Origin of the sequence: Bacteroides sp. M10 (assembly GCF_014334015.1) — a bacterium.
Taxonomy (GTDB): domain Bacteria; phylum Bacteroidota; class Bacteroidia; order Bacteroidales; family Bacteroidaceae; genus Bacteroides; species Bacteroides intestinigallinarum.
Genome location: NZ_CP060488.1, coordinates 3,365,559 through 3,389,364, shown reverse-complemented (window position 1 = coordinate 3,389,364; position 23,806 = coordinate 3,365,559). Strand labels below are relative to the sequence as shown.

The 23,806-nt window shown below is 41.6% G+C and carries 22 protein-coding genes and 2 tRNA genes; 18 read left to right on the top strand and 6 right to left on the bottom strand.

Annotated features, from left to right (window positions below; translation table 11 throughout):
• The first annotated feature begins 21 nt into the window (after positions 1 to 21).
• From H8796_RS11935 to H8796_RS11915, 5 genes are read left to right on the top strand one after another with little or no spacing between them, the layout of a single operon-like run.
• The gene (locus tag H8796_RS11935; protein ID WP_074638818.1) at positions 22 to 537 is read left to right on the top strand and encodes a DUF4847 family protein; all 516 of its coding nucleotides are present in this window, start codon (positions 22 to 24) and stop codon (positions 535 to 537) included.
• Positions 538 to 545: 8 nt separating this feature from the next.
• The gene (locus H8796_RS11930; protein WP_004301773.1) at positions 546 to 995 is read left to right on the top strand and encodes a dCMP deaminase family protein; all 450 of its coding nucleotides are present in this window, start codon (positions 546 to 548) and stop codon (positions 993 to 995) included.
• Positions 996 to 1,025: 30 nt separating this feature from the next.
• On the top strand, positions 1,026 to 2,774 hold the full coding sequence (locus H8796_RS11925) for a S41 family peptidase (RefSeq protein ID WP_004301772.1): 1,749 nt from the start codon (positions 1,026 to 1,028) through the stop codon (positions 2,772 to 2,774).
• Positions 2,752 to 3,279: a 5-formyltetrahydrofolate cyclo-ligase gene (locus H8796_RS11920; RefSeq protein WP_233530368.1), complete on the top strand. Its 528-nt coding sequence runs from the start codon at positions 2,752 to 2,754 to the stop codon at positions 3,277 to 3,279. The genes H8796_RS11925 and H8796_RS11920 overlap by 23 nt, the downstream gene beginning before the upstream one ends.
• On the top strand, positions 3,224 to 4,015 hold the full coding sequence (locus H8796_RS11915; protein ID WP_004320889.1) for a histidinol-phosphatase: 792 nt from the start codon (positions 3,224 to 3,226) through the stop codon (positions 4,013 to 4,015). The genes H8796_RS11920 and H8796_RS11915 overlap by 56 nt, the downstream gene beginning before the upstream one ends.
• Here the strand turns inward: H8796_RS11915 and H8796_RS11910 are convergent.
• Complete coding sequence (locus H8796_RS11910; protein ID WP_004301769.1) at positions 4,002 to 4,289, bottom strand: DUF721 domain-containing protein; 288 nt, start codon at positions 4,287 to 4,289, stop codon at positions 4,002 to 4,004. The two genes, H8796_RS11915 and H8796_RS11910, sit on opposite strands and share 14 nt — an antisense overlap.
• Positions 4,276 to 5,394 (bottom strand): DNA replication/repair protein RecF, encoded by a 1,119-nt coding sequence (locus H8796_RS11905; RefSeq protein WP_032855812.1) that lies wholly within the window; start codon positions 5,392 to 5,394, stop codon positions 4,276 to 4,278. Before H8796_RS11905 ends, H8796_RS11910 begins: the two co-directional genes overlap by 14 nt.
• Before the next feature lie 160 nt (positions 5,395 to 5,554).
• Here H8796_RS11905 and H8796_RS11900 point away from each other — a divergent pair, with 160 nt between their 5' ends.
• The 9 genes from H8796_RS11900 (at position 5,555) to H8796_RS11860 (ending at position 15,679) form a co-directional block, all read left to right on the top strand.
• On the top strand, positions 5,555 to 6,238 hold the full coding sequence (locus H8796_RS11900) for a tetratricopeptide repeat protein (protein ID WP_004301767.1): 684 nt from the start codon (positions 5,555 to 5,557) through the stop codon (positions 6,236 to 6,238).
• A 156-nt stretch (positions 6,239 to 6,394) separates the two neighbouring features.
• Positions 6,395 to 6,889: a 6,7-dimethyl-8-ribityllumazine synthase gene (ribH, locus tag H8796_RS11895; RefSeq protein ID WP_004301766.1), complete on the top strand. Its 495-nt coding sequence runs from the start codon at positions 6,395 to 6,397 to the stop codon at positions 6,887 to 6,889.
• Between the two features lie 50 nt (positions 6,890 to 6,939).
• Positions 6,940 to 7,022 (top strand) — tRNA-Tyr (locus H8796_RS11890).
• Between the two features lie 8 nt (positions 7,023 to 7,030).
• Positions 7,031 to 7,103, top strand: a tRNA-Gly gene (locus tag H8796_RS11885).
• A gap of 62 nt (positions 7,104 to 7,165) precedes the next feature.
• A complete protein-coding gene (locus H8796_RS11880) occupies positions 7,166 to 8,425 on the top strand; it encodes a Gfo/Idh/MocA family protein (RefSeq protein WP_117936829.1) in 1,260 nt (419 codons plus the stop codon).
• Positions 8,426 to 8,731: 306 nt separating this feature from the next.
• Positions 8,732 to 10,141, top strand: coding sequence for a Gfo/Idh/MocA family protein (locus tag H8796_RS11875; RefSeq protein ID WP_117936887.1), 1,410 nt, complete (start codon positions 8,732 to 8,734; stop codon positions 10,139 to 10,141).
• A 114-nt stretch (positions 10,142 to 10,255) separates the two neighbouring features.
• Entirely contained in the window at positions 10,256 to 11,146 is an 891-nt protein-coding gene (locus H8796_RS11870; protein WP_004301761.1) for a YitT family protein, read from the top strand.
• A gap of 72 nt (positions 11,147 to 11,218) precedes the next feature.
• The gene (locus H8796_RS11865; protein WP_370449204.1) at positions 11,219 to 14,560 is read left to right on the top strand and encodes a glycoside hydrolase family 2 TIM barrel-domain containing protein; all 3,342 of its coding nucleotides are present in this window, start codon (positions 11,219 to 11,221) and stop codon (positions 14,558 to 14,560) included.
• A 30-nt stretch (positions 14,561 to 14,590) separates the two neighbouring features.
• The gene (locus H8796_RS11860) at positions 14,591 to 15,679 is read left to right on the top strand and encodes a phosphotransferase enzyme family protein (RefSeq protein WP_117936831.1); all 1,089 of its coding nucleotides are present in this window, start codon (positions 14,591 to 14,593) and stop codon (positions 15,677 to 15,679) included.
• Between the two features lie 162 nt (positions 15,680 to 15,841).
• On the opposite strand, the gene H8796_RS11855 is transcribed toward H8796_RS11860, so the two are convergent.
• From H8796_RS11855 to truA, 3 genes are read right to left on the bottom strand one after another with little or no spacing between them, the layout of a single operon-like run.
• On the bottom strand, positions 15,842 to 16,507 hold the full coding sequence (locus H8796_RS11855) for a DUF3256 family protein (protein ID WP_117936833.1): 666 nt from the start codon (positions 16,505 to 16,507) through the stop codon (positions 15,842 to 15,844).
• Positions 16,508 to 16,551: 44 nt separating this feature from the next.
• Entirely contained in the window at positions 16,552 to 17,454 is a 903-nt protein-coding gene (locus H8796_RS11850) for a DMT family transporter (protein WP_004301754.1), read from the bottom strand.
• 29 nt (positions 17,455 to 17,483) lie between these two features.
• On the bottom strand, positions 17,484 to 18,287 hold the full coding sequence (gene truA / locus H8796_RS11845) for a tRNA pseudouridine(38-40) synthase TruA (protein WP_061448067.1): 804 nt from the start codon (positions 18,285 to 18,287) through the stop codon (positions 17,484 to 17,486).
• Between the two features lie 129 nt (positions 18,288 to 18,416).
• On the opposite strand from truA, the gene H8796_RS11840 reads away from it, so the two are divergent.
• The 3 genes from H8796_RS11840 to H8796_RS11830 all read left to right on the top strand — a co-directional run bounded on the left by H8796_RS11840 (position 18,417) and on the right by H8796_RS11830 (position 21,879).
• Positions 18,417 to 18,914 (top strand): hypothetical protein, encoded by a 498-nt coding sequence (locus tag H8796_RS11840; protein WP_117936835.1) that lies wholly within the window; start codon positions 18,417 to 18,419, stop codon positions 18,912 to 18,914.
• A gap of 20 nt (positions 18,915 to 18,934) precedes the next feature.
• The gene (locus H8796_RS11835) at positions 18,935 to 20,587 is read left to right on the top strand and encodes a flotillin family protein (protein ID WP_117936837.1); all 1,653 of its coding nucleotides are present in this window, start codon (positions 18,935 to 18,937) and stop codon (positions 20,585 to 20,587) included.
• Between the two features lie 161 nt (positions 20,588 to 20,748).
• Positions 20,749 to 21,879 carry an ATP-binding protein gene (locus H8796_RS11830; protein ID WP_117936839.1) on the top strand — a complete coding sequence of 377 codons (1,131 nt, stop codon included), beginning with the start codon at positions 20,749 to 20,751 and terminating at the stop codon, positions 21,877 to 21,879.
• A gap of 377 nt (positions 21,880 to 22,256) precedes the next feature.
• Here H8796_RS11830 and H8796_RS11825 read toward each other — a convergent pair whose 3' ends face one another.
• The gene (locus H8796_RS11825; protein ID WP_117936841.1) at positions 22,257 to 22,694 is read right to left on the bottom strand and encodes a DUF6078 family protein; all 438 of its coding nucleotides are present in this window, start codon (positions 22,692 to 22,694) and stop codon (positions 22,257 to 22,259) included.
• 194 nt (positions 22,695 to 22,888) lie between these two features.
• Between H8796_RS11825 and H8796_RS11820 the strand changes: the two genes are divergently transcribed.
• On the top strand, positions 22,889 to 23,731 hold the full coding sequence (locus H8796_RS11820) for a hypothetical protein (RefSeq protein ID WP_117936843.1): 843 nt from the start codon (positions 22,889 to 22,891) through the stop codon (positions 23,729 to 23,731).
• The last annotated feature ends 75 nt before the right edge of the window (positions 23,732 to 23,806 follow it).

Below are 23,806 nucleotides of genomic sequence, written 5' to 3'. Positions count from 1 at the left end.
TTAAGTTATTAGATATTAAATATGAAGAGAAGTATATTTCAAATAGTAGGATTGCTTTTATTGCTTCCTTTATTTTCAGGATGTAATGATTCGGACGATGTAGCTGCTATCTTTACAGGAAAAACCTGGAAACTAAATTATATCACAGTAGATGGAGGTCATGAGATGTTTGGCTTTTGGGAGAATGAAGAACAAGAAAAAGCAAGTATTGAAGAGCTTAATAAAAACGGTACATACAACATCGTATTTGATGGCACAGTAGATGGAGATGTTATGAACGGAAATATAAAAGGAAGTGTAATTGCAACCAGTACTTTTGAAGGGAAATGGAGTGCCAATGCCAAGAACAACAATTTTAAAGCTACAGTTACCACTGCTGGTAGTTATGGCAACGACAAACTCGCCAAAAATTTCATAGAGGGACTTAATGCCGCCACATCTTACGAAGGAGACAGTAACAACTTATACCTTTTATACAAACCAGCATCCAGTAAACAAACTTTCCGCATGGTTTTCCGGGTAGTCAGCAATAAATAGTAAACAACATGGACACTGAAAAAAAACAATTAGAACTTGACAAACGTTATATACGTATGGCCAGTATATGGGCTGAAAACTCCTATTGTCAACGCCGTAAAGTAGGAGCTTTAATTGTTAAGGATAAAATGATTATCTCCGATGGATATAACGGAACACCTTCCGGATTCGAGAATGTATGTGAAGATGAAAACAACCTGACAAAACCATACGTTCTGCATGCGGAAGCCAATGCCATTACCAAAATAGCGCGTTCAAATAACAGTAGCGACGGTGCTACCATGTACGTCACCGCCTCTCCTTGCATCGAATGCGCAAAGTTAATCATACAGGCAGGAATCAAACGGGTAGTTTATTCCGAGCATTACCGCCTGGAAGATGGAATAGAGTTATTAAAACGGGCGGGAATCGAAGTTATCTACACAGAGTTAGATGATAATTCCTCTCCAAATAAATAAGAAGACGAACGTTTTAAAAAAGGAATAGACATGAGTACAAAAAACTCTTCACGTTTTACACCTGTCATCATAGCAGTCAGTGTGGTAGTCGGGATTCTTATCGGTACATTTTATGCCAAGCATTTTGCCGGCAACCGTTTGGGTATCATCAACGGTTCCTCCAATAAGCTAAATGCATTGTTACGCATTGTAGACGATCAATATGTCGACACCGTAAACATGGCCGATTTGGTAGAAAAAGCCATGCCGCAAATTCTAGCCGAACTGGATCCGCATTCAACTTATATCCCAGCCCAAAATCTCGAAGAAGTCAACTCTGAACTGGAAGGCAGCTTCAGCGGAATTGGTATCCAGTTTACCATACAGAATGACACCATTCATGTCAATGCTGTTGTTCAGGGAGGTCCTTCTGAAAAGATAGGATTAATGGCGGGCGACCGCATTGTTACTGTAGACGATAGCTTGTTTGTCGGCAAGAAAGTAACGAACGAACGAGCTATGCGCACCTTGAAAGGTCCGAAAGGCTCACAGGTAAAATTGGGAATCAAACGAACAGGAGAAAAGGACTTATTACACTTCAACATCACACGTGGAGACATTCCTCAAAATACCGTAGATGCTGCTTACATGGTAAACGACGATATCGGTTATGTGAAAGTCAGCAAATTCGGACGTACCAGCCATGTGGAATTGCTTAATGCATTAGCACAACTCAACCACAAAAAATGCAAAGGTCTAATCATTGACCTGCGCGGTAATACCGGAGGATATATGGAAGCTGCTATCCGCATGGTAAATGAATTCTTGCCTGAAGGTAAGTTGATCGTATATACTCAAGGCCGTAAATATCCACGTGCAGAAGAATTTGCCAACGGTACGGGTAGTTGTCAGAAAATGCCGCTCGTTGTATTGATTGACGAAGGATCTGCTTCCGCCAGTGAAATTTTCACCGGAGCTATTCAAGATAACGACCGGGGTACAGTTGTAGGACGCCGTTCTTTCGGTAAGGGACTTGTGCAACAGCCTATCGATTTCAGTGACGGATCGGCTATCCGCCTGACAATCGCCCGCTACTACACCCCATCCGGACGTTGCATCCAACGCCCATACGAAAGCGGTAAAGACCGTAACTACGAGCTGGATTTATACACCCGTTACGAACATGGAGAATTTTTCTCACGTGATAGTATCAAGCAGAATGAGAGCGAACGTTATAATACCAGCTTGGGACGTACTGTGTATGGCGGCGGTGGTATCATGCCGGATATATTCGTTCCGCAGGATACAACGGGAGTCACTTCTTATCTATCGACAGTTATTAACCGGGGACTGACTATTCAGTTCACATTCCAATACACCGACAATAACCGGAAGAAGTTAAGCCAATACGAAACTGAGGAAGAATTACTAAACTATCTTCGTCATCAAGGTTTGGTGGAACAGTTTGTCCGTTTTGCCGACAGTAAAGGAGTGAAAAGAAGAAATATCCTCATTCAGAAATCATACAAACTATTGGAAAAGAACCTCTTTGGCAACATCATCTACAATATGCTTGGACTGGAAGCCTATCTCCAATACTTCAACAAAACAGATGCTACTGTCATTAAAGGTATTGAGATACTTGAAAAAGGAGAAGCTTTCCCCAAAGCTCCGGTAGCCGTTGAAGAAGAAGTGACGAAGGATAAAAAAGATGGAAAGAAAAAAAGAACTGCGCAAGCATATAGCATTACTGAAGACCCAACACGCGGATTCAACTATGCGAAAGCTGCAATCAGCTAATATACTTGCCGCCCTTGAAGCCCATCCGGCTTTCAGGGCGGCAAATACTGTATTACTATACCATTCGCTGAATGACGAAGTAGATACACATGCCTTTATTCAAAAATGGAGGACCGAAAAACGGATTCTACTCCCTGTAGTAGTAGGCGATGATTTAGAACTACGGATATACACCGGACCGGAAGACATGTCAATCAGCGGCATCTACGGTATAGCAGAACCAACCGGAGAAATATTCACAGACTATGCAGCCATAGAGTTCATCGTCGTTCCCGGAGTAGCTTTCGATGCTAAAGGTAACCGTTTGGGGCGGGGAAAAGGATATTATGACCGTCTCCTGCCACGCATACCATCAGCCTATAAAGCAGGAATCTGTTTCCCATTTCAATTAGTAGAAGAAGTTCCAGCGGAATCATTCGACATCCGCATGGATATAATCATAACAATCAATGAAGACGAATTATCACACCCACACCACCCGCTGCCATCATGCGACAGGGAGTGACGAAGAATTTGTTTTAAGTGCCATCAAAGGCGGCTATCAAGAATTAGGCTTTTCTGACCACACTCCGTGGAAATATCACACTGATTATATATCCGACATCCGGATGCTTCCCGAAGAGCTACCGGGATATGTGGAAAGTATCCGTTCGCTGCAAGAGAAATATAAAAATCAAATCAGCATAAAAATAGGATTGGAATGCGAATACTTTCCTGAATACATACACTGGTTAAAAGGAATCATCAAAGAATATAAACTGGACTATATCATCTTTGGAAATCACCATTTTCACACAGATGAGAAGTTCCCCTACTTCGGCCGGAATACAGATTCGGTAGACATGCTCGAACTCTATGAAGAGAGTGCTATTGAAGGAATGGAAAGCGGACTATTTGCCTACCTTGCCCATCCGGATTTATTTATGCGTTCTTACCCCGAGTTCGATCGTCATTGTAAGCTAGTCAGCAGACATATCTGCCGGACGGCAGTACGGTTAAACTTACCGTTGGAATATAATATCGGATATGAAGAGTACAATGATATTCATGGCATTACTACCATTCCTCATCCGGATTTCTGGAAAATAGCCGCCCATGAAGGTTGCACCGCTATCATCGGCGTAGATGCCCATAACAATCAATATTTGGAAAATCCTTTTTATTACAACCGTGCAACCGAAACACTCCGGAAGCTAGGTATAAAGGTTATAGACAGAATATCTTTCTTCAACGAAAAATAATATTTGTAATTACGGTAGCTCCGACTCTCTGATTCAGCGTGCGCACCAATACCTCACGCCCCATCATCAATTCCTGACGAAGAGCTGCGGAAGTCAGATGTACATATAATGTCTGATTACGAATATAAAGATTGCTGGTATAAGCCGCCGCCGGTCCCAAGATTTGAGGCCAGGCATCCAGCAGTCTTTGTTCGTTCAGCGGAGATTCCAAACTCTCCTGACGAAGAAACTGTTGAATCAGTTTTCCTATTTGTTCGGCATCATTGCGCTTCATTATCAGCCTCCGTTTCTTGAATTGTGCCCTCTTCTACACGAAATATTTTATAATCGCTGCCTACCTTATGTAAAATACGGTCGAGATGTCCCCGGTTCGTGTCCGTTATAAATATCTGCCCGAAATTGTCTCCAGCCACCAGCTTCACTATTTGCTCTACACGGGAAGCATCCAACTTATCGAAAATATCATCTAATAATAATAAAGGAACAGTCCGGCCGGTACGCTTCAAGAAATCAAACTGCGCCAGTTTCAATGCTACCAGATACGTTTTGTTCTGTCCCTGCGAACCTTCTTTCTTTATCGGGAATTCACCCAACAACATATTCAACTCATCTTTATGAATCCCACGCAAAGAGAATCCCATTATCTTATCCCTCTCCCTGCTTTGCTTCAACACTTCCAACAAAGAAGCATCCCGCGCATGAGACTCATAAGATAATCCCACCACCTCTTTATCCTGCGAGATAAAGGAATAGAAAGATTGGAAAATAGGAATAAACTCCCGGATAAACGCTTCACGTTTCTGGAATACGATTGCACCGGCTTGCGCCATCATCTCCTCCCACACAAGAAACAGCTCCTCCTCCACCGGAAACTCACTCTTCAACAATGTGTTACGCTGCGCCAATGCTTTATTATACCGTATCAGCGCTTCAAGATATTCCTTATCATACTGCGAAATCACTACATCCATAAACCGGCGACGCTCCTCACTTCCCCCGGCTATCAATTCGGAATCGGCAGGTGAAACCATCACCAAAGGCAGAAAACCGATGTGGTCCGAAAAACGGCTATATTCTTTCTTATTCCGCTTAAATTGTTTCTTCGAACGGCGTTTCATCCCACAATAAATCTCTTCAGGAGTTCCGTCCTCCGCTTCATAAAAGCCCTGAATTACGAAAAAGTCTTGTTCATGACGAATATTTTGAGAATCAATCGGGTTTCCGGAGCTCTTACAGAAAGACAAGAAATACACCGCATCCAGCAAATTCGTCTTTCCCATTCCATTCAGTCCGAAAAAACAATTCAGCTTAGCAGAGAATCCCAGTTCTACCTCTTCCAGATTCTTATAGTTTAATATGGATATTCGTTTCAGTATCATTGTGTACACGTTAATTTGTTCACAAAAGTAGCAAGATTTTCGTGGTTTTCGGGTGTAAAACAAAAAAAGATGCTTCTAAATTTCGTTTGTAGATATAAAAAAACTACTTTTGCGAGTCGAAATATCAAACTGTGAATAATAACAAAAAGAATCATATAAAATGGCAGAACAAAAGAATCAGAACGAACATCTGAACGTAGAAGATGCACTGACACAATCGGAAGCATTTCTTATCAAGTACAAAAACGCAATTATTGGCGGTGTTGTTGCTGTGATTATTATTGTAGCAGGTTTTATCATGTACAAAAACCTCTATGCTGAACCACGTGAAGAAAAAGCACAGGCAGCTCTTTTCAAAGGACAGGAATACTTTGAACAGGATGCTTTTGAACAGGCTTTGAACGGTGACAGCATCGGTTATACAGGTTTCCTGAAAGTTGCTGATGACTACAGCGGAACAAAAGCTGCCAATTTGGCAAAAGCTTATGCTGGTATTTGCTACGCACAACTTGGCAAATATGAAGAAGCAGTGAAGATGCTGGACAGCTTCAATGGAAAAGACCAAATGGTTGCTCCGGCAATTTTGGGTGCTGCAGGTAACTGCTACGCACAACTTGGCCAATTAGACAAAGCGGCTTCTACTTTATTGTCGGCAGCAGACAAAGCTGACAACAACACATTAAGCCCGATCTTCCTGATACAAGCTGGTGAAATCCTGGTAAAACAGGGAAAATATGACGATGCTGTAAACGCTTACACTAAGATCAAGGATAAATATTTCCAATCTTATCAGGCTATGGACATCGACAAATATATCGAGCAAGCTAAATTGATGAAAAAATAATATACCATCTATTATATAAGGGAATCGAGGCACGGATTACACCGGATTAAGCGGACTATCTATTAAAACCGTGGAATCCGTGAAATCCGTGCCTTTCTTCTTAAATCTCTCATACTCTCAAATCTTCATTTTATAATTCTCAACTTTTAATTAACTATGGCAACAGCTTACCATAACTTATCCGAATATGATTTCAATTCCGTTCCGAATGCAGAAGCAATGAAATTTGGTATCGTCGTATCCGAATGGAATTTCAATATTACCGGTGCTTTACTGAAAGGCGCAGTCGATACATTAAAAAAACATGGAGCAAAAGACGAAAATATTCTGGTGAAAACTGTACCGGGAAGTTTCGAACTTACTTTTGGAGCCAACCAAATGATGGAAAATTGTGATCTTGATGCAATTATTGCAATTGGTTGCGTAATTAAAGGAGATACCCCACATTTTGATTATGTTTGCATGGGAGCAACCCAAGGTATTACCGAATTAAACGCAACTGGCGATATACCAGTTATTTACGGATTAATTACTACAAATACAATGGAGCAAGCAGAGGATCGTGCCGGTGGCAAACTGGGTAACAAAGGAGATGAATGTGCAATTACTGCAATAAAAATGATCGATTTTGTTTGGAGTTTAAATAAATAGTTGTATCTTTGCACCGCAATTGAGAAACAAACCTCCTCAAAAGCAAAAAAGGGCAAATACCAGAGTGGCCAAATGGGGCAGACTGTAAATCTGCTGTCTTTCGACTTCGGTGGTTCGAATCCATCTTTGCCCACAAAAATTGCGGAAGTAGCTCAGTTGATAGAGCATTAGCCTTCCAAGCTGAGGGTCGCGGGTTTGAGCCCCGTCTTCCGCTCTCCAAAGAGAATCTGAGAAATTAGATTCTCTTTTTTTGTTTTACTTTAGACCGCTAAGCTTATGAAAAATTCTCCGGTACAATCGCACGTACTCCGACTAGCACATCCCCCTATCCCCACTATCCGCATCGGGATTATAGGACTGGGCAATCGAGGATTGCTCACCTTACAACGTTATCTGCAAATTGAAGGAGTAGAAATCAAAGCTCTTTGTGAAATAAGAGAAGGAAATCTAAGTAAGGCCCAACAACTATTAAAAGAAGCTGACCGTTCCGAAGCCACCGGATATACCGGAGTGGAGGGATGGAAGAAGATGTGCGAATCGGATGAAGTAGATTTAATATTCATCTGCACCGACTGGTTAATGCATACTCCAATGGCAACTTTCGCAATGGAATGCAATAAACATGTAGCTATTGAAGTTCCGGCTGCTATGAGCGTGGAAGAATGTTGGCAATTGGTAGACACTGCAGAAAAAACCAGGCGACACTGCATCATGCTCGAAAATTGTTGTTATGATCCCTTTGCACTAATGACTCTCAACATGGCCCAACGAGGATTGTTCGGAGAAATCATGCATGTAGAAGGAGCCTACATTCACGATCTTCGTTCAATGTACTTTGCCGAAGAGAGCGAAGGCGGCTATCACAACCATTGGGGAAAAAGATACAGCATCGAACATACAGGCAATCCTTATCCCACTCATGGGTTAGGCCCCGCCTGCCAGATACTGGATATTCATCGCAGTGACAGAATGGAATATCTCGTTTCCATGTCTACTCATCAGGCAGGAATGAGCGAGTATGCCCGTAGACTATTCGGCGAATATTCACCGGAAGCCCACCAGAAATATCAATTGGGAGACGTAAACACGACTCTTATCCACACGCTCAAAGGGAAGACAATCATGCTTCAATACGACATATCCACCCCACGTCCTTACAGCCGCCTTCAAACAGTATGCGGCACACTGGGATTCGCCCAAAAATACCCTGTCCCCTGTATCGCCCTGGATCCTAATGGAGACACTCCACTTGAAGGAGAACTGCTAGAAAAAATGATGGCACGCTATAAACATCCTTTTAGCGCAACCATTGGCGAAGAAGCACATCGCAGAGGCCTACCCAATGAAATGAATTATGTTATGGATTACCGCCTTATTCATTGTCTGCGCAACGGGCTTCCACTGGATATGGATGTATACGATGCAGCCGAATGGTCGTGTATCACAGAACTAAGTGAAAAATCTGTACTGAATAAGAGCATGGCAATAGAAATACCGGATTTCACCAGGGGAGCCTGGAAAAAATACAAATACTAGGTTCTATCAGAAGTACAGACGAAGTAGGTAGTTTACCCCAACAGGAGCAGTAAACGTTAAGAAATTCTAAAAAGGTGACTTCTTTTTAGGAAGAGCCTTTTTCTGGCATGTCTTTTATATGTATTTGACATCACATAAGCCTACACAAAATCAGGTAGAAAAAGTCAGACTCATCTTTTACCTCATAATAGAAACTTTTGTGATGAAAATATCGGGAACAAATACAAATAGTTGGCTAATTAATTACTATTTTTGACACGTAAATGAAAAACATCGAATAACCCCTATTAAAAACTTTAAAATATGATGAAGAAACTATTTACAGTCACTGCCATCGGCTTGGCTTTGTTAACTTGGCACACCAGTTGTACTCAACAACCAAGGGCTCCCGAAGCCTTTACTCCTATCAAAGTAGAAACTCCTGCTCGCCCTGCCGGACAAGAAGATGTAATCCAACTCGTTACTCCTAAAATTGATACCGTTCGTGTCGGTTTCATCGGATTAGGAATGCGTGGTCCCGGTGCCGTGGCACGCTGGACCCATATCCCGGGAACTAAGATTGTAGCATTATGCGACCTGCTTCCCGAACGTGTTGAAAAATCACAAGAAATTTTGAAGAATACCGGACTTCCTGAAGCTGCTTCTTACAGTGGTTCGGAAGAGGCATGGAAGCAACTTTGTGAACGGGACGATATTGATCTGGTATACATAGCCACCGACTGGAAACATCATGCAGCAATGGGTGTTTATGCCATGGAACACGGTAAGCATGTAGCTATCGAAGTTCCTGCCGCCATGACACTGGATGAAATCTGGCAGCTAATCAATACTTCCGAAAAGACACGTAAGCATTGTATGCAGCTCGAAAACTGCGTATATGACTTCTTTGAACTGACTTCTTTAAATATGGCACAACAAGGCGTATTCGGAGAAGTACTTCATGTAGAAGGTTCATATATCCACAATCTGGAAGATTTCTGGCCTGAATACTGGAATAACTGGCGAATGGATTATAATCATCTACACCGTGGTGATGTATATGCTACCCATGGCATGGGCCCTGCTTGTCAGGTACTTAATATCCACCGTGGTGACCGCATGAAAACATTGGTATCGATGGATACGAAAGCTGTCAACGGACCGGCTTATATTAAGAAACAAACAGGAGAAGAGGTGACCGACTTCCAGAATGGTGACCAGACTTCTACCCTAATTCGCACAGAGAACGGTAAAACGATGTTGATTCAGCACAACGTAATGACTCCACGCCCATACAGCCGTATGTATCAGATAGTGGGAGCCGATGGTTACGCAAGCAAATATCCGATTGAAGAATATTGCCTGAGACCTTCACAAGTTGATTCAAAAGATGTGCCTAATCATGAGAATCTGAATGCACATGGTTCTGTACCTGAAAACGTAAAAAAAGCCTTGATGGATAAATATAAAGATCCTATTCATATAGAGTTGGAAGAAACAGCCAAGAAAGTAGGTGGACATGGTGGTATGGACTTTATCATGGACTACCGTCTGGCATATTGCTTGCAGAATGGACTGCCATTGGATATGGACGTTTATGACCTGGCAGAATGGTGTTGCATGGCTGAACTTACCAGACTTTCTATCGAGAACAATTCAGCTCCGGTAGAAGTACCCGACTTCACTCGCGGCGGATGGAATAAAGTACAAGGCTACCGTCACGCTTTTGCAAAATAAAACAGAATATTTCCTTTTAGCACGAGCATAATGAACCAATCCGGCTTCTCCCCCAAAGCCGGATTATTCATGGGTTCGTGTTTGAACATTTTATAGATTATCATAATCACGTTTATGAAAACAGCTATTCCAAAGCCTTCTAAGCAAAGCATTATCCGTGAAGCCAGAGATTATGTAATGATTGCCATCGGCATGATTTTGTATGGTATCGGTTGGACCGTTTTTCTGTTGCCTAACGATATCACCACCGGGGGAGTACCGGGTATTGCTTCTATCGTATATTGGGCCACAGGTTTTCCGGTACAATATACGTACTTCAGCATCAACTTCTTCTTGCTGCTACTGGCCCTCAAGTTGCTGGGACTAAAGTTTTGCATCAAAACTATTTTTGGTGTATTTACCCTCACCTTCTTTCTGTCCGTCATTCAAAAATTGACGGCAGGTTTCGGGCTTCTCCACGACCAACCCTTTATGGCATGTGTCATCGGAGCATCCTTCTGTGGAGGCGGCATAGGTGTTGCTTTTTCGGCTAATGGAAGTACGGGAGGTACAGATATTATTGCAGCCATCATCAACAAATACCGGGACATCACATTAGGAAGAGTCGTGCTCATCTGCGATATGATTATCATTTCTTCCAGTTATTTTGTCTTAAAAGACTGGGAAAAAGTGGTGTATGGGTTTGTAACTCTTTATATTTGTAGTTTCGTTCTCGACCAGGTAGTGAATAGCGCCCGCCAATCCGTACAGTTCTTTATCATATCTAACAAATATGAAGAAATAGGACGGCATATTAACGAATATCCACACCGGGGAGTAACGATTATCAATGCAACCGGCTTTTATACAGGACGAGAAGTAAAGATGATGTTTGTATTAGCCAAGAAAAGGGAATCGCCTATCATCTTCCGGTTGATAAAAGACATAGACCCGAATGCATTTGTATCGCAAAGTGCTGTCATCGGAGTGTATGGAGAAGGATTCGATCATATCAAAGTAAAATAAAAAAGAAATGAAAAACCAATATTGAGAAACATGAAATTTCGACCAACCCCCAACTTATTAACAGGCATTTTCATGGGAATATTTTCCCTGACAACACTTAGTACAATGGCTGAGAAAGCCGTGAAACCTTATTGGCAGGACGTGCAGGTAGTTGAAGTCAACAAAGAGTATCCACGTACTTCTTTTATGACATACAACAATCGCGCTGATACCTTGAGTGGCAAGTTCGAACGAAGCAAGTATTACCGCTTGCTGAACGGAACTTGGAAATTCTACTTCGTAGACTCTTATAAAAAACTTCCCGAAAACATTACCGATCCGAACACCAATACAGATTCGTGGGATGATATTCAGGTACCCGGCAACTGGGAAGTACAAGGACACGGAATAGCCATCTACACCAATCATGGTTATGAATTCAAACCGCGCAATCCACAACCTCCTACTCTTCCCGAAGCCAATCCGGTAGGAGTTTATCGCCGGGACATCGATATTCCGGCAGACTGGGACGGGCGGGATATCTACTTGCATCTGGCAGGAGCTAAGTCTGGCGTATATGTATATATCAACGGACAAGAAGTAGGATATAGCGAAGACTCCAAGAATCCGGCAGAATTTCTTATCAACAATTACGTGAAGCCGGGAAAGAACGTACTTACAGTTAAAATCTTCCGTTGGAGCACCGGTTCCTATCTTGAATGTCAAGACTTCTGGCGTATGAGTGGTATTGAACGCGATGTTTTTCTGTATTCACAGCCTAAAGCAGCTCTCAAAGATTTCCGAATTAAGTCTACGCTGGACGACAGTTACAAAAATGGAATCTTCGGTTTAAATGTCGATTTGAGAAATCACGAAAAGGCTGCAACTAATCTTACATTAGTTTATGAACTATTAGATGCACAAGGAAAAGTTGTAGCTACTGAAGAGAAGACAGCCTATATTCCATCGAACGAAGTACGTACACTTTCTTTCGATAAGAATCTGACAGATGTCAGCACATGGACCTCCGAACATCCGAATCTATACAAACTGTTGATGACAGTAAAAGAGAATGGCAAAGTCAATGAAATCATTCCTTTCAATGTAGGATTCCGCCGGATTGAGATCAAGCCTATCGAACAGAAGGCTGCTAACGGAAAACCGTATGTCTGCTTATTCATCAACGGTCAGCCTCTGAAACTGAAAGGGGTAAATATCCACGAACATAACCCGTCAACAGGTCATTATGTAACAGAAGATTTAATGCGCCGTGACTTCGAATTGATGAAACAACATAACTTAAACAGTGTACGCCTTTGCCACTATCCGCAAGACCGCCGTTTCTATGAACTTTGTGATGAATACGGACTTTATGTATATGATGAAGCCAATGTGGAAAGCCACGGAATGTATTATGATCTCCGGAAAGGCGGTTCACTGGGTAACAATCCCGAATGGCTGAAACCGCACATGGATCGTACTATCAATATGTTTGAACGTAATAAGAACTACCCGAGCGTTACATTCTGGTCGCTGGGAAATGAAGCCGGAAACGGATATAATTTCTATCAGACTTATTTGTGGTTGAAAGAGGCAGACAAAGACCTGATGGATCGTCCGGTCAACTACGAACGTGCTCAATGGGAATGGAACTCCGATATGTATGTTCCGCAATATCCGGGTGCCGACTGGCTGGAAAATATCGGAAAGAATGGTAGCGACCGTCCTGTAGCTCCTTCGGAGTATGCACATGCCATGGGAAACTCCACGGGAAACCTGTGGGGACAATGGCAGGCAATTTACAAATATCCGAATCTCCAAGGTGGATATATCTGGGACTGGGTAGACCAAGGTCTTCTCCAAAAAGATAAGAATGGAAGAGAATACTGGGCTTACGGAGGTGACTTCGGCGTAGACGCACCGAGCGATGGTAACTTCCTCTGCAACGGTCTTGTCAATCCGGATCGTGGTCCGCATCCGGCAATGGCTGAAGTGAAATATGTACATCAGAATGTAGGTTTTGAAGCAGTAGATGCCGCAGCCGGTATATTCAAAATCACCAACCGTTTCTATTTCACTAACCTGAAAAAATATCAGATTCACTACAATGTACTTGCTAACGGAAAGACAATAAAAGGTGGAAAAGTATCTTTGGATATTGCTCCGCAAGCCTCTAAAGAATTCACCGTACCGGTAAATGGTCTGAAAACCCAACCGGGAACAGAATATTTTGTCAACTTCAGTGTAACAACCACAGAGCCTGAACCGTTGATTCCAACCGGATATGAAATTGCATACGACCAGTTCCAACTTCCTATCCAGGCAGAGAAGAGTATTTATAAAGCAAACGGTCCGGCATTGAAAACAACGACTCAAGGAGATGAATTAATCGTTTCTTCCTCCAAAGTAAACTTTGTATTCAACAAGAATAGCGGATTAGTAACCTCGTATAAAGTAGATGGTACAGAATATTTCAAAGACGGATTTGGTATTCAGCCTAACTTCTGGCGTGCTCCTAATGATAATGACTATGGTAACAGCACTCCTAAACGTTTGCAGGTATGGAAACAATCAAGCAAAAACTTCCGCGTAACGGATGCTACCATGACAGCAGAAGATAAAGCAGTCTCCTTAAATGTAACTTACTTACTGGCTGCCGGCAACTTGTATGTTGTCACTTACAAAATCTATCCGAACGGAATAGTTAACGTAAATGCCAAATTCACATCAACGGATATGCAGCCTACAGAAACAGAAGTTTCCGAAGCTACCCGCATGGCTACATTTACCCCCGGAAGTGATGCTGCCCGTAAGGCTGCCTCCAAACTGGAAGTCCCCCGTATCGGTGTGCGTTTCCGCTTGCCGGCACAGATGAACAATGTACAATACTTTGGCCGTGGCCCGGAAGAGAATTATATCGACCGCAATCACGGAACGCTCGTTGGCGTATATAAGACAACAGCGGATCAAATGTACTTCAACTATGTGCGTCCACAAGAAAACGGACATCACACAGATACCCGTTGGATCGCTTTATCTCCTAATAAAGGAAACGGCCTGGTGTTGGTAGCGGACAGTCTTATCGGTTTCAATGCCTTGCGCAACTCTATCGAAGACTTTGACTCTGAAGAAGCTCTACCCCACCCTTACCAATGGAATAACTTCAGCCCGGAAGAGGTTACCAATCACGACGAGAACGCTGCCCGCAACGTATTACGGAGAATGCATCATGTCAACGACATCACTCCCAGAGATTTCGTTGAGGTTTGTGTAGATATGAAGCAACAAGGAGTAGGCGGATATGACAGTTGGGGCTCACGTCCGGAACCTTTCTACCAAATCCCGGCTAACCGTGATTACCAGTGGGGCTTCACATTAGTACCCGTTCGCTCGGCTAACCAGGCCAACGAAGCTGCTAAATATGATTATCGATAACCTTAGTATAAATTTTTAAAGAAAAAAAACATGAAAGATTTATCTAGCATCGTAGCTAAATTTAAAGTCCAAGGTACGATAGAAGAAATCAAACCTTTGGGTGCAGGACTTATCAACGACACTTATAAAGTAAACACCAAAGAAGCAGATGCTCCCGACTATGTTTTGCAACGCATCAATCATGCCATTTTCCAGAATGTAGAAATGCTTCAATCCAATATTAGCGCTGTTACCAATCACATTCGCAAGAAACTGACGAAAGCCGGAGAATCGGATATAGACCGCAAGGTGTTGAGTTTCCTCGAAACAGAAGAAGGTAAAACATACTGGTTCGACGGTGACAGTTATTGGCGTGTGATGGTATTCATCCCACGTGCAAAAACGTATGAGACGGTAAATCCCGAATATTCCAACTATGCAGGAGAAGCCTTCGGTAACTTCCAGGCTATGCTGGCCGATATTCCGGAAACATTGGGTGAAACCATACCCGATTTCCACAACATGGAGTTCCGCCTCAAACAACTACGTGAAGCCGTTGCGAAGGATGCTGCCGGACGGGTAGCAGAAGTGAAATACTATCTGGATGAAATAGAGAAACGCGCAGATGAAATGTGTAAAGCTGAACGTTTATATCGTGAAGGAAAACTTCCCAAACGCGTTTGCCATTGCGATACGAAAGTGAATAACATGATGTTCGACGAGGATGGTAAAGTGCTTTGTGTCATTGATCTGGATACGGTAATGCCTAGCTTTATATTCTCCGATTATGGTGACTTCCTACGTACAGGTGCCAACACAGGTGATGAAGACGACAAAGACCTTGATCGTGTAAACTTCAATATGGAAATATTCAAAGCATTTACCAAGGGCTATCTGAAAGGAGCCAAATCATTCCTGACTCAGATCGAGATTGAGAATCTTCCTTATGCGGCGGCTTTATTCCCATACATGCAGTGCGTACGGTTCCTGGCAGATTATATCAACGGAGATACTTATTATAAAATCAAATATCCGGAACATAACCTCGTTCGCACCAAAGCACAATTCAAATTACTTCAAAGTGTGGAAGCAAACACACCGGAAATGATAGCGTTCATCAACGAATGCTTGTTAAATTGAGAATTGAGAATTAAAAATTAAGAAATAAGCTACGCTGTGGTATAGCTATTTCTGGATATTCTCAAAATTTAAAAACATAAGGCAACTAATTCTTTACGAGTTAGTTGCCTTTTTGATATCTTTAATCAGAGGGATTATTGAATAATCCCTATTTCTCAATTTTTAATTCTCAATTTTCAATTTAATAAATGCTCCATTTTTCCAATGGTAGACTACAGGGCGGCGGAGAAACGGTTTCAGTTTCTCTGCTGTTTCTTTTGACATATAGTCGGAGGTTGTTAACGTAAGTGTCAGTTCCGTATTTTCTTTATTAAAATCGGCTTTCATCAATAGCATATCTGCCGAACGGCGTGCTTCATCAAACTCATAAACTCCTGCTGAATCGGGAGCATTCAGAAAATCATCCATCAGGGGCAGGGTAATAAAGAGAGATGTTGTAAGCGGTTTCCAGTCGTCCGTATAGAAATGGATGCTGCTATCACAGGCAGGAGCACAAACAGTAGAGACTGTACAGATTACGTTCGTTGAATCATTTAATGCCAACACTTTCATCTGCCAGGTCGATTGAGCTGACATTTGCATACGGATATAGTCTTTGCTAAGATCAGTCATCTCCGACTTCTTGCCAAAACGGTTTTCTACTTGCGCTTTCATCTTACTTTCCAGAAAGTCTATGCAATCTTCACGATTCACTTTTGTAAGCAAGGGGCTTAGAGAATCCGGCATATTCACAAACAACGTTTTGGCCTCTTGTGCCTGAAGAGCAGTCGAAACAAAAAGTCCGACAGCAGAGAAGAATATAGTGATAACAAGTTTATTTATTTTCATATCTATCTTATTTAACCTATGACAAACAGTCTTGTGTAACTGTTTTAACTTTTAGACCCCAAATATAAGAATATCATTCCGATTAACACCAGTATAAGGTCAATCGCTTTGCTTTTTAAATTCTTTTCACGGAAGAAAAGCGCACCGAAAGTAAAAGAAACAACCACACTTCCCCGACGGACCATCGAAACGATAGAAATCATCGAATCGTCGTAACTTAATGCGTAAAAGTAAACAAAATCGGCAGCAGAAAGGAAAATGGAAATCAGGATAATCGTCCAATCCCAGCGGAACGGAGTAGTGGACTTTCTTTTAGGCCACCAAAGCAACAACAGGATAGGACACATGATAAACACCTGATAAACATTATACCAGGATTGCACCAGCATCGGATTCAGAGACTTCATCAGATATTTATCATACAAACCACTGATAGCACCTGTAATGGCAGCCAGTACAATAAAAAAGATCCATTTGTTATGCTTAAAATCAATACCTTCTTTCTTTCCCGAACGGCTCAACATAAAGAAAGAGGCAATGGCCAGCATCACACCAATCCATTGATAGAGATTCAATCGTTCACCAAATACCAGCATAGCTCCCACGAGCACCATCACCGGACGGGTGGCATTGATAGGTCCCACAATGGTTATGGGTAAATGCTTCATTCCGAAATATCCGAATATCCACGAAGACAATACGATGAACGACTTGATGATAATATATTTATGCTGTTCCCAACCAGCAACGGGAACATTGAAGATTGTTCCTCCCAACAAGTCCGGTTGATAAACGGATATCAGGATAAACGGTAGAAAGATGAGACTGGAAAAGAATGTATTTAGAAACAAAACAGGAAGTACTGCATTATCTTTCAACGATTTCTTCTTGAATACATCATAAAAGCCCAGCAAAGTAGCCGAGAGGAATGCTAATAATAACCACATGAGAATATTTATTATTTACTAATTACCAATTATAAGTTATCAGCGACAGACGGTTCGCCGGTTATGGATGATTGCTGGTCATCACATTCAAATATACTTTCCGGATATTCCACGTTGACCAGAAACAAGGCTTGCCCCGGAGCAGATGTCCCGGCTTTGCAACGGTCCTGCTGTTCTATAATCCGCCGGAAACCTTCAACAGTCAGTTTCCCGCGTCCCACTTCAATGAGCGTGCCTACGATGGCTCGCACCATATTCCGCAAGAAACGGTCGGCACGAATGGTAAATACCCAGGTAGCATCTTCTTCCTGCGTCCATTCTGCATGAGTGATATGACAAATATTGGTCTTTACATCCGTATGAAGTTTACTGAAACTCGTAAAATCGTTGTACTCGAAAAGGATACGTGCTGCTTCGTTCATGCGTTCATAATTCAACTGGTTATAAAGTCGCCAGCGATATTGCCTGTTAAAAGGATATTTCGATGTCGTCACATAATATTTATAAGTTCGCGCAGTCGCATCAAAACGGGCATGGGCATCCGGCCGAACCCGGCAAACACGATAAATAGAAATATCGGGAGGCAGCAGACGATTTAATTTATCAGTAACAGAAGTAGTATCCAACAGTTCATCGGAATCAAAATGAGCAACCATCAGAGAGGCATGCACTCCCGCATCCGTCCGGCCTGCTCCTATTACTTCAATTTCGCGACGCAGAAAGGTAGACAATGCTTTCATCAGACATTCCTGCACACTAATCCCATTCGGTTGAATCTGCCAACCGTGATAGTTGGTTCCGTCGTAAGCCAAATAAATAAAATACCTTTGCACGCTAATTCCTCTTTTTTAGGGTTTTCGCGCGCAAAAGTAGTCATTTTATCTCATTTATCTTTGTATAATTCGCATAAACCTGTATATTTGGAGAACAAAATAATCATGATTCACTAATACCTCACAATTATGAGTAGTACCATTTTCCTTATTATTGCCCTTGTGACAACAGGAATATTTGTAATCCAATTCATTCTATCCATCTTTTTCGGAGACATAGATGCAGATGTAGACGTAGATGCTGACATCAGTAGCGTAGTTTCTTTTAAAGGACTAACTCATTTTGGAATCGGATTCGGCTGGTACATGTATTTAGCGGGAAACACTGAAATTCAAAGTTATGTCATCGGTATTCTGGTGGGTCTTTTCTTTGTTCTCGCTGTGTGGTTTCTCTATAAGAAAGCTTATCAACTGCAACAAGTGAATCATTCTGAACAGACAGATCAACTTGTAGGACGGGAATGTACTATATACTTCAAGCAAAGTGACAGCAAATATACAGTACAGACAAGCCGGGACGGAGCCATGCGCGAAGTAGACGTCATCTCCGAATCCGGGAAAGCATATCAGACAGGTGACAGAACAATCATCACCAGTTACAAAGACGGAACGCTATTCATTCAATAACTATTCAAATACACAATTTTATGACACAAGAAATGTTGATTATGGCTGCTATATTAGTGGCAGTCATCCTACTCACTTTTATTGGTATCCTTTCTCGTTACCGCAAATGTAAGAGTGATGAAGTCCTCGTTGTATATGGTAAAACAGGAGGAGATAAGAAGTCGGCGAAGCTATATCACGGTGGTGCAGCTTTCGTATGGCCGATTATCCAGGGATACGAATTCCTTTCCATGAAACCAATGCAGATTGAATGCAAACTGACGGGTGCACTGTCTGCTCAGAATATCCGTGTGGATGTGCCGACTACCATTACTGTAGCTATCAGCACTGATCCCGAAGTAATGCAAAATGCTGCTGAACGTATGCTGGGTTTGACGATGGACGACAAACAGAATTTAATTACCGATGTCGTATATGGTCAGATGCGTATGGTAATCGCCGATATGACTATCGAAGAATTAAATTCAGACCGCGATAAGTTTCTGGCTAAAGTAAAAGACAACATCGATACCGAACTTCGCAAGTTTGGTTTGTACCTGATGAACATCAATATCAGTGACATTCGTGATGCTGCCAACTACATTGTCAACTTAGGTAAGGAAGCTGAAAGTAAAGCTCTGAACGAAGCACAAGCTAACATCGAAGAACAGGAGAAGCTGGGTGCTATCAAAATTGCCAATCAGATTAAGGAACGCGAAACCAAAGTTGCAGAAACGCGTAAAGATCAAGATATCGCCATCGCAGAAACGAAGAAACAACAGGAAATCTCGGTTGCCAATGCAGATAAGGACAGAATTTCTCAAGTAGCCATCGCCAATGCGGAAAAAGAATCACAAGTAGCAAAAGCGGAAGCTGAAAAGAATATCCGTATCGAACAGGCAAATACCGAAAAGGAAAGCCGTGTTGCCGAACTTAACTCGGATATGGAAATCAAACAGGCGGAAGCAGCCAAGAAAGCTGCTATCGGACGAAATGACGCACAGAAAGAGGTGGCTCTGTCAAATTCAGAACTGGCCGTGACGCAAGCTAATGCCGACAAGCAAGCCGGTGAAGCTGCTGCCAGATCGGAAGCAGCCGTACAGACTGCACGTGAAATAGCCCAGAAGGAGGTAGAAGAAGCCAAAGCACGTAAAGTGGAATCTTCATTGAAAGCCGAAAAGATTGTTCCTGCGGAAATTGCCAGACAGGAAGCTATTCTACAGGCTAATGCCATTGCCGAAAAGATTACTCGTGAGGCAGAAGCACGCGCAAAAGCTACTTTGGCACAAGCGGAAGCAGAAGCAAAAGCTATCCAGATGAAACTGGAAGCAGAAGCGGAAGGTAAGAAACGTTCATTACTTGCCGAAGCGGAAGGTTTCGAAGCAATGGTAAGAGCAGCCGAATCGAACCCGGCTATCGCTATCCAATACAAGATGGTAGACCAATGGAAGGAAATCGCCGGCGAACAGGTAAAAGCATTCGAACACATGAACTTAGGAAATATCACTGTATTCGACGGAGGAAACGGCGGCACAAGCAATTTCCTGAATACACTGGTGAAAACGGTAGCTCCAAGTCTTGGTGTACTGGATAAGTTGCCCATCGGTGAAACGGTGAAAGGTATTATTAATCCGGACAGTAAAACGGAGGAAAAGCCTGTAACGAAAGCTGAAGAGAAGAAGGATAAGAAATAATCCTGCTCCGACAAATAATAGTGCGCTGATGAAAGAACAATCATTTTCTTTCATCAGCGCACTATTTATATACACATAAATAAAAAAAGTCTTTGAATATTCCCCAATTATTACGTTCTTTGTATTACATAAAATATGTAACATAAAAGATATAATAAGATATGAAACCATATAATCCATTCCTTGTGTACGGTTATAACAGTCCGGAATACTTTTGTGACCGGGAAAAAGAAACTGATAAAATGATTTCAGCTTTACAAAACGGGCGGAATCTGACATTAATATCCCCTCGGCGTATGGGAAAGACGGGACTCATCAAAAATGTATTCTACCGGATGAAACAGGAAAAGAATCCGAATACCGCCTATTTCTACATGGATATCTATCCCACACGCGACTTAAAAGCATTCATACAATTGCTTGCTCAAAATGTTCTCGGAGAATTGGATACCCTGTCCCAAAATATACTCCGGCAAATGACCGCTTTCTTCAAATCTTGCCGTCCCATAATCAGTACTGACGAAAGAAGCGGTATGCCTACTGTAACTCTGGACTTTGTCCCTGCTCATGCCGAACAGACACTAAAAGAAGTGCTCGACTATATGGCAGCTTCAAAAAAACATTGTTACCTTGCCATTGATGAGTTCCAACAGATTACAGAATATCCGGAAAAAGGTGTAGAAGCATTGCTCCGTTCCCATATCCAATTCATGCCAAATGTACACTTTATATTTTCCGGAAGTAAAAAACATATAATGGAAGAAATGTTTAGTTCTGCAAAACGACCTTTTTATCAAAGTACCCAAATTATTGTGTTAAAGGAGATTCCGTTGGAGCATTATTATTCGTTCGCACACTCATTCTTTGCCAAAGAAAAAAGAGAGCTACCGTTAGAAACATTCTCCTACTTATACCAACTTGAAAACGGACACACCTGGTACATTCAAAGCATACTCAACCGATTGTATGAGAAGAAAATCAGCCCTATTAATAACCGACTGGTAGATAGCTGTATAAATGACATTTTAGATGAACAGGAAACCATATACCAAAGTAACCTGACACTACTAACCAACAATCAAGTGGATCTATTGAAAGCTATTGCCACAGAAGGCTGTATAAAAAGTATAAATGCCAATGACTTCATCAAAAGGCATCATCTAAAAACGCCCAGCAGCGTTAACGTGGCACTGAAGTCCTTACTAAATAAAGAACTAATATATAATACACCAGATGGTTATATTGTCTATGACCGTTTTTTCGGAAAATGGCTGAAAGACACAGTGATCTAGCCCACTAGAAATGATTTAGCAATTTCATTTCTCATATTCTCATAAGATTTAATTAATATTCTACTAATCAACAACATATAATATGAGAAATACTTTTCAATAAGGTATTTCTCATATTATTTTGCCTGAAAAGTCGTAAATAGACGGTATTTCTCATACTTATCATCATTCATTTCTCATACCGGAACTGATATTCAATAAACGGAAGCATATACCTTCTTTTTACTTTCATCACAGACTTCCTTTGTCCCATATATTGTGGGAAGAGATTCCCTAGCTGGAGGGAAAAGATTCCCTCATTTTGCGGGAAAGTATTCCCACATTTCATGAGAATACTTTCCCACAATATATGGGACTACCGGAACTAATAGATATCCTTAACCTAGATCATAGTATTCTATGTATTCGTCAAATTGAGGTGATTCAACAACTCCTCTTTTGCGAAAAAGTCCTTGTATGTATTCCTGTTCCTTCGGTTTTATCAATCGTTCTTTGTTGCAGCAACGGTAATAAACAGTCTTGCCGAAATAGGAAATCATCTGTCGTTTAATAATGTTGGCATCAGCAAGCGGCACACGGTCCAATATATGTTTCATTCCCCGTGCAAAAAGCAAAGGCTTTTCATCAATAAAGTAAGTGCAGTCTCCACCATCGGAATTGATATGTTCGGGATTGATAACCGTTACAGCAGCCCGTTCTTTCGGCATCCGGAGAGTTACTTGTCGACGCAGACATTTGTCCGCACGCAAACAATGTCCATTCAAGCAATGAGCGAAGCTGACGGGCATAGAATTGTAATCGAAATCTGTTTTCATGTGTGTTATGTTTAGTGGGAAAACAACCTATTCTTTTGATAAGCAGTCACAAATGTATGAAAATTGCTTGATGGCAGGAAATAAATATAACATTTAATTAATTATATTGATTAAATCCATATATTTGTCTCCAACATCAACACAGGAACTTATACAGCTATATCTCTCCTGCTAAACTATAAAACAGAATAATCATGAAGACAAAACATTTACTTGGAGCACTACTGTCATTTCTTTGTACCATTTTTCTTTTTAGTTGCGGTAATGACGATGAAAAAGAAATATATCCCTTATCTTTCGAAAAAGAATATTATGAACGACCCTTGCTAGGAGCAGCCGATATTATGATTAGGGGCGGAAACAGAGACTACACTGTAACCGTAGAAAGAACAGAGATTTTGAGTATAAGTGTAGATTTATCCAGTTCCACAGGAATGGGAAGTTTATTAGTTTATCCCAAAAAGAAAGGAGAAACAAAGGTAAGCGTAAAGGACAACATCACCAACGAAACTGTTGACTTGAAAATTAAAATTACAGACAGCTATCTGGCATACGCAATAAAAGAGAGCAATCATCCGGCACTTTCCAATGGTACTGCGGTCTATCTGATAAACAATGAAGCTAAAGACTGCTACTTTGTCCGTTATATTTACCCTCAACACGAACTAGCCCCTACTCTGTTAACCAAAGGGACATACGAGTTTACCCAAAATGACTCATCGAATCCGGATGCCTCAATTTATTTAACTTTAAAATACAAGTCCGATGAACAAGAAAATTTCACGGATGAAGCAATAAACCCGACTCCTCACAAACTAAGATTTGAATTATCTGATGAGCACACCAACGCAAATGCTGTCATTAATCTTATGCACAGATTTTTAAATGTAAAATGGGGAGAACTTCCCATAGAGCCTGCAACTAAAAGCAACTATTTGATAATACCATCATTGAAGACAACAATAGATAACACGGATTATACCATTATAGGCACTCTTGATACCCGTCCGGAAATACCGGAAAATATTTTAGAGTGACCCATAAAAGATATGAGGCGGAAAATAATGCAAAGCATAGAACGTATGAAAAAATAGCGTATATTTGCGGGCAAA

Coding starts and splice junctions, on each gene's coding strand:
- H8796_RS11935 (WP_074638818.1), top strand. CDS start 22: ATGAAGAGAAGTATATTTCAAATAGTAGGATTGCTTTTATTGCTTCCT.
- H8796_RS11930 (WP_004301773.1), top strand. CDS start 546: ATGGACACTGAAAAAAAACAATTAGAACTTGACAAACGTTATATACGT.
- H8796_RS11925 (WP_004301772.1), top strand. CDS start 1,026: ATGAGTACAAAAAACTCTTCACGTTTTACACCTGTCATCATAGCAGTC.
- H8796_RS11920 (WP_233530368.1), top strand. CDS start 2,752: ATGCGAAAGCTGCAATCAGCTAATATACTTGCCGCCCTTGAAGCCCAT.
- H8796_RS11915 (WP_004320889.1), top strand. CDS start 3,224: ATGAAGACGAATTATCACACCCACACCACCCGCTGCCATCATGCGACA.
- H8796_RS11910 (WP_004301769.1), bottom strand. CDS start 4,289: ATGAAGCGCAATGATGCCGAACAAATAGGAAAACTGATTCAACAGTTT.
- H8796_RS11905 (WP_032855812.1), bottom strand. CDS start 5,394: ATGATACTGAAACGAATATCCATATTAAACTATAAGAATCTGGAAGAG.
- H8796_RS11900 (WP_004301767.1), top strand. CDS start 5,555: ATGGCAGAACAAAAGAATCAGAACGAACATCTGAACGTAGAAGATGCA.
- ribH (WP_004301766.1), top strand. CDS start 6,395: ATGGCAACAGCTTACCATAACTTATCCGAATATGATTTCAATTCCGTT.
- H8796_RS11880 (WP_117936829.1), top strand. CDS start 7,166: ATGAAAAATTCTCCGGTACAATCGCACGTACTCCGACTAGCACATCCC.
- H8796_RS11875 (WP_117936887.1), top strand. CDS start 8,732: ATGAAGAAACTATTTACAGTCACTGCCATCGGCTTGGCTTTGTTAACT.
- H8796_RS11870 (WP_004301761.1), top strand. CDS start 10,256: ATGAAAACAGCTATTCCAAAGCCTTCTAAGCAAAGCATTATCCGTGAA.
- H8796_RS11865 (WP_370449204.1), top strand. CDS start 11,219: ATGGGAATATTTTCCCTGACAACACTTAGTACAATGGCTGAGAAAGCC.
- H8796_RS11860 (WP_117936831.1), top strand. CDS start 14,591: ATGAAAGATTTATCTAGCATCGTAGCTAAATTTAAAGTCCAAGGTACG.
- H8796_RS11855 (WP_117936833.1), bottom strand. CDS start 16,507: ATGAAAATAAATAAACTTGTTATCACTATATTCTTCTCTGCTGTCGGA.
- H8796_RS11850 (WP_004301754.1), bottom strand. CDS start 17,454: ATGTGGTTATTATTAGCATTCCTCTCGGCTACTTTGCTGGGCTTTTAT.
- H8796_RS11840 (WP_117936835.1), top strand. CDS start 18,417: ATGAGTAGTACCATTTTCCTTATTATTGCCCTTGTGACAACAGGAATA.
- H8796_RS11835 (WP_117936837.1), top strand. CDS start 18,935: ATGACACAAGAAATGTTGATTATGGCTGCTATATTAGTGGCAGTCATC.
- H8796_RS11830 (WP_117936839.1), top strand. CDS start 20,749: ATGAAACCATATAATCCATTCCTTGTGTACGGTTATAACAGTCCGGAA.
- H8796_RS11825 (WP_117936841.1), bottom strand. CDS start 22,694: ATGAAAACAGATTTCGATTACAATTCTATGCCCGTCAGCTTCGCTCAT.
- H8796_RS11820 (WP_117936843.1), top strand. CDS start 22,889: ATGAAGACAAAACATTTACTTGGAGCACTACTGTCATTTCTTTGTACC.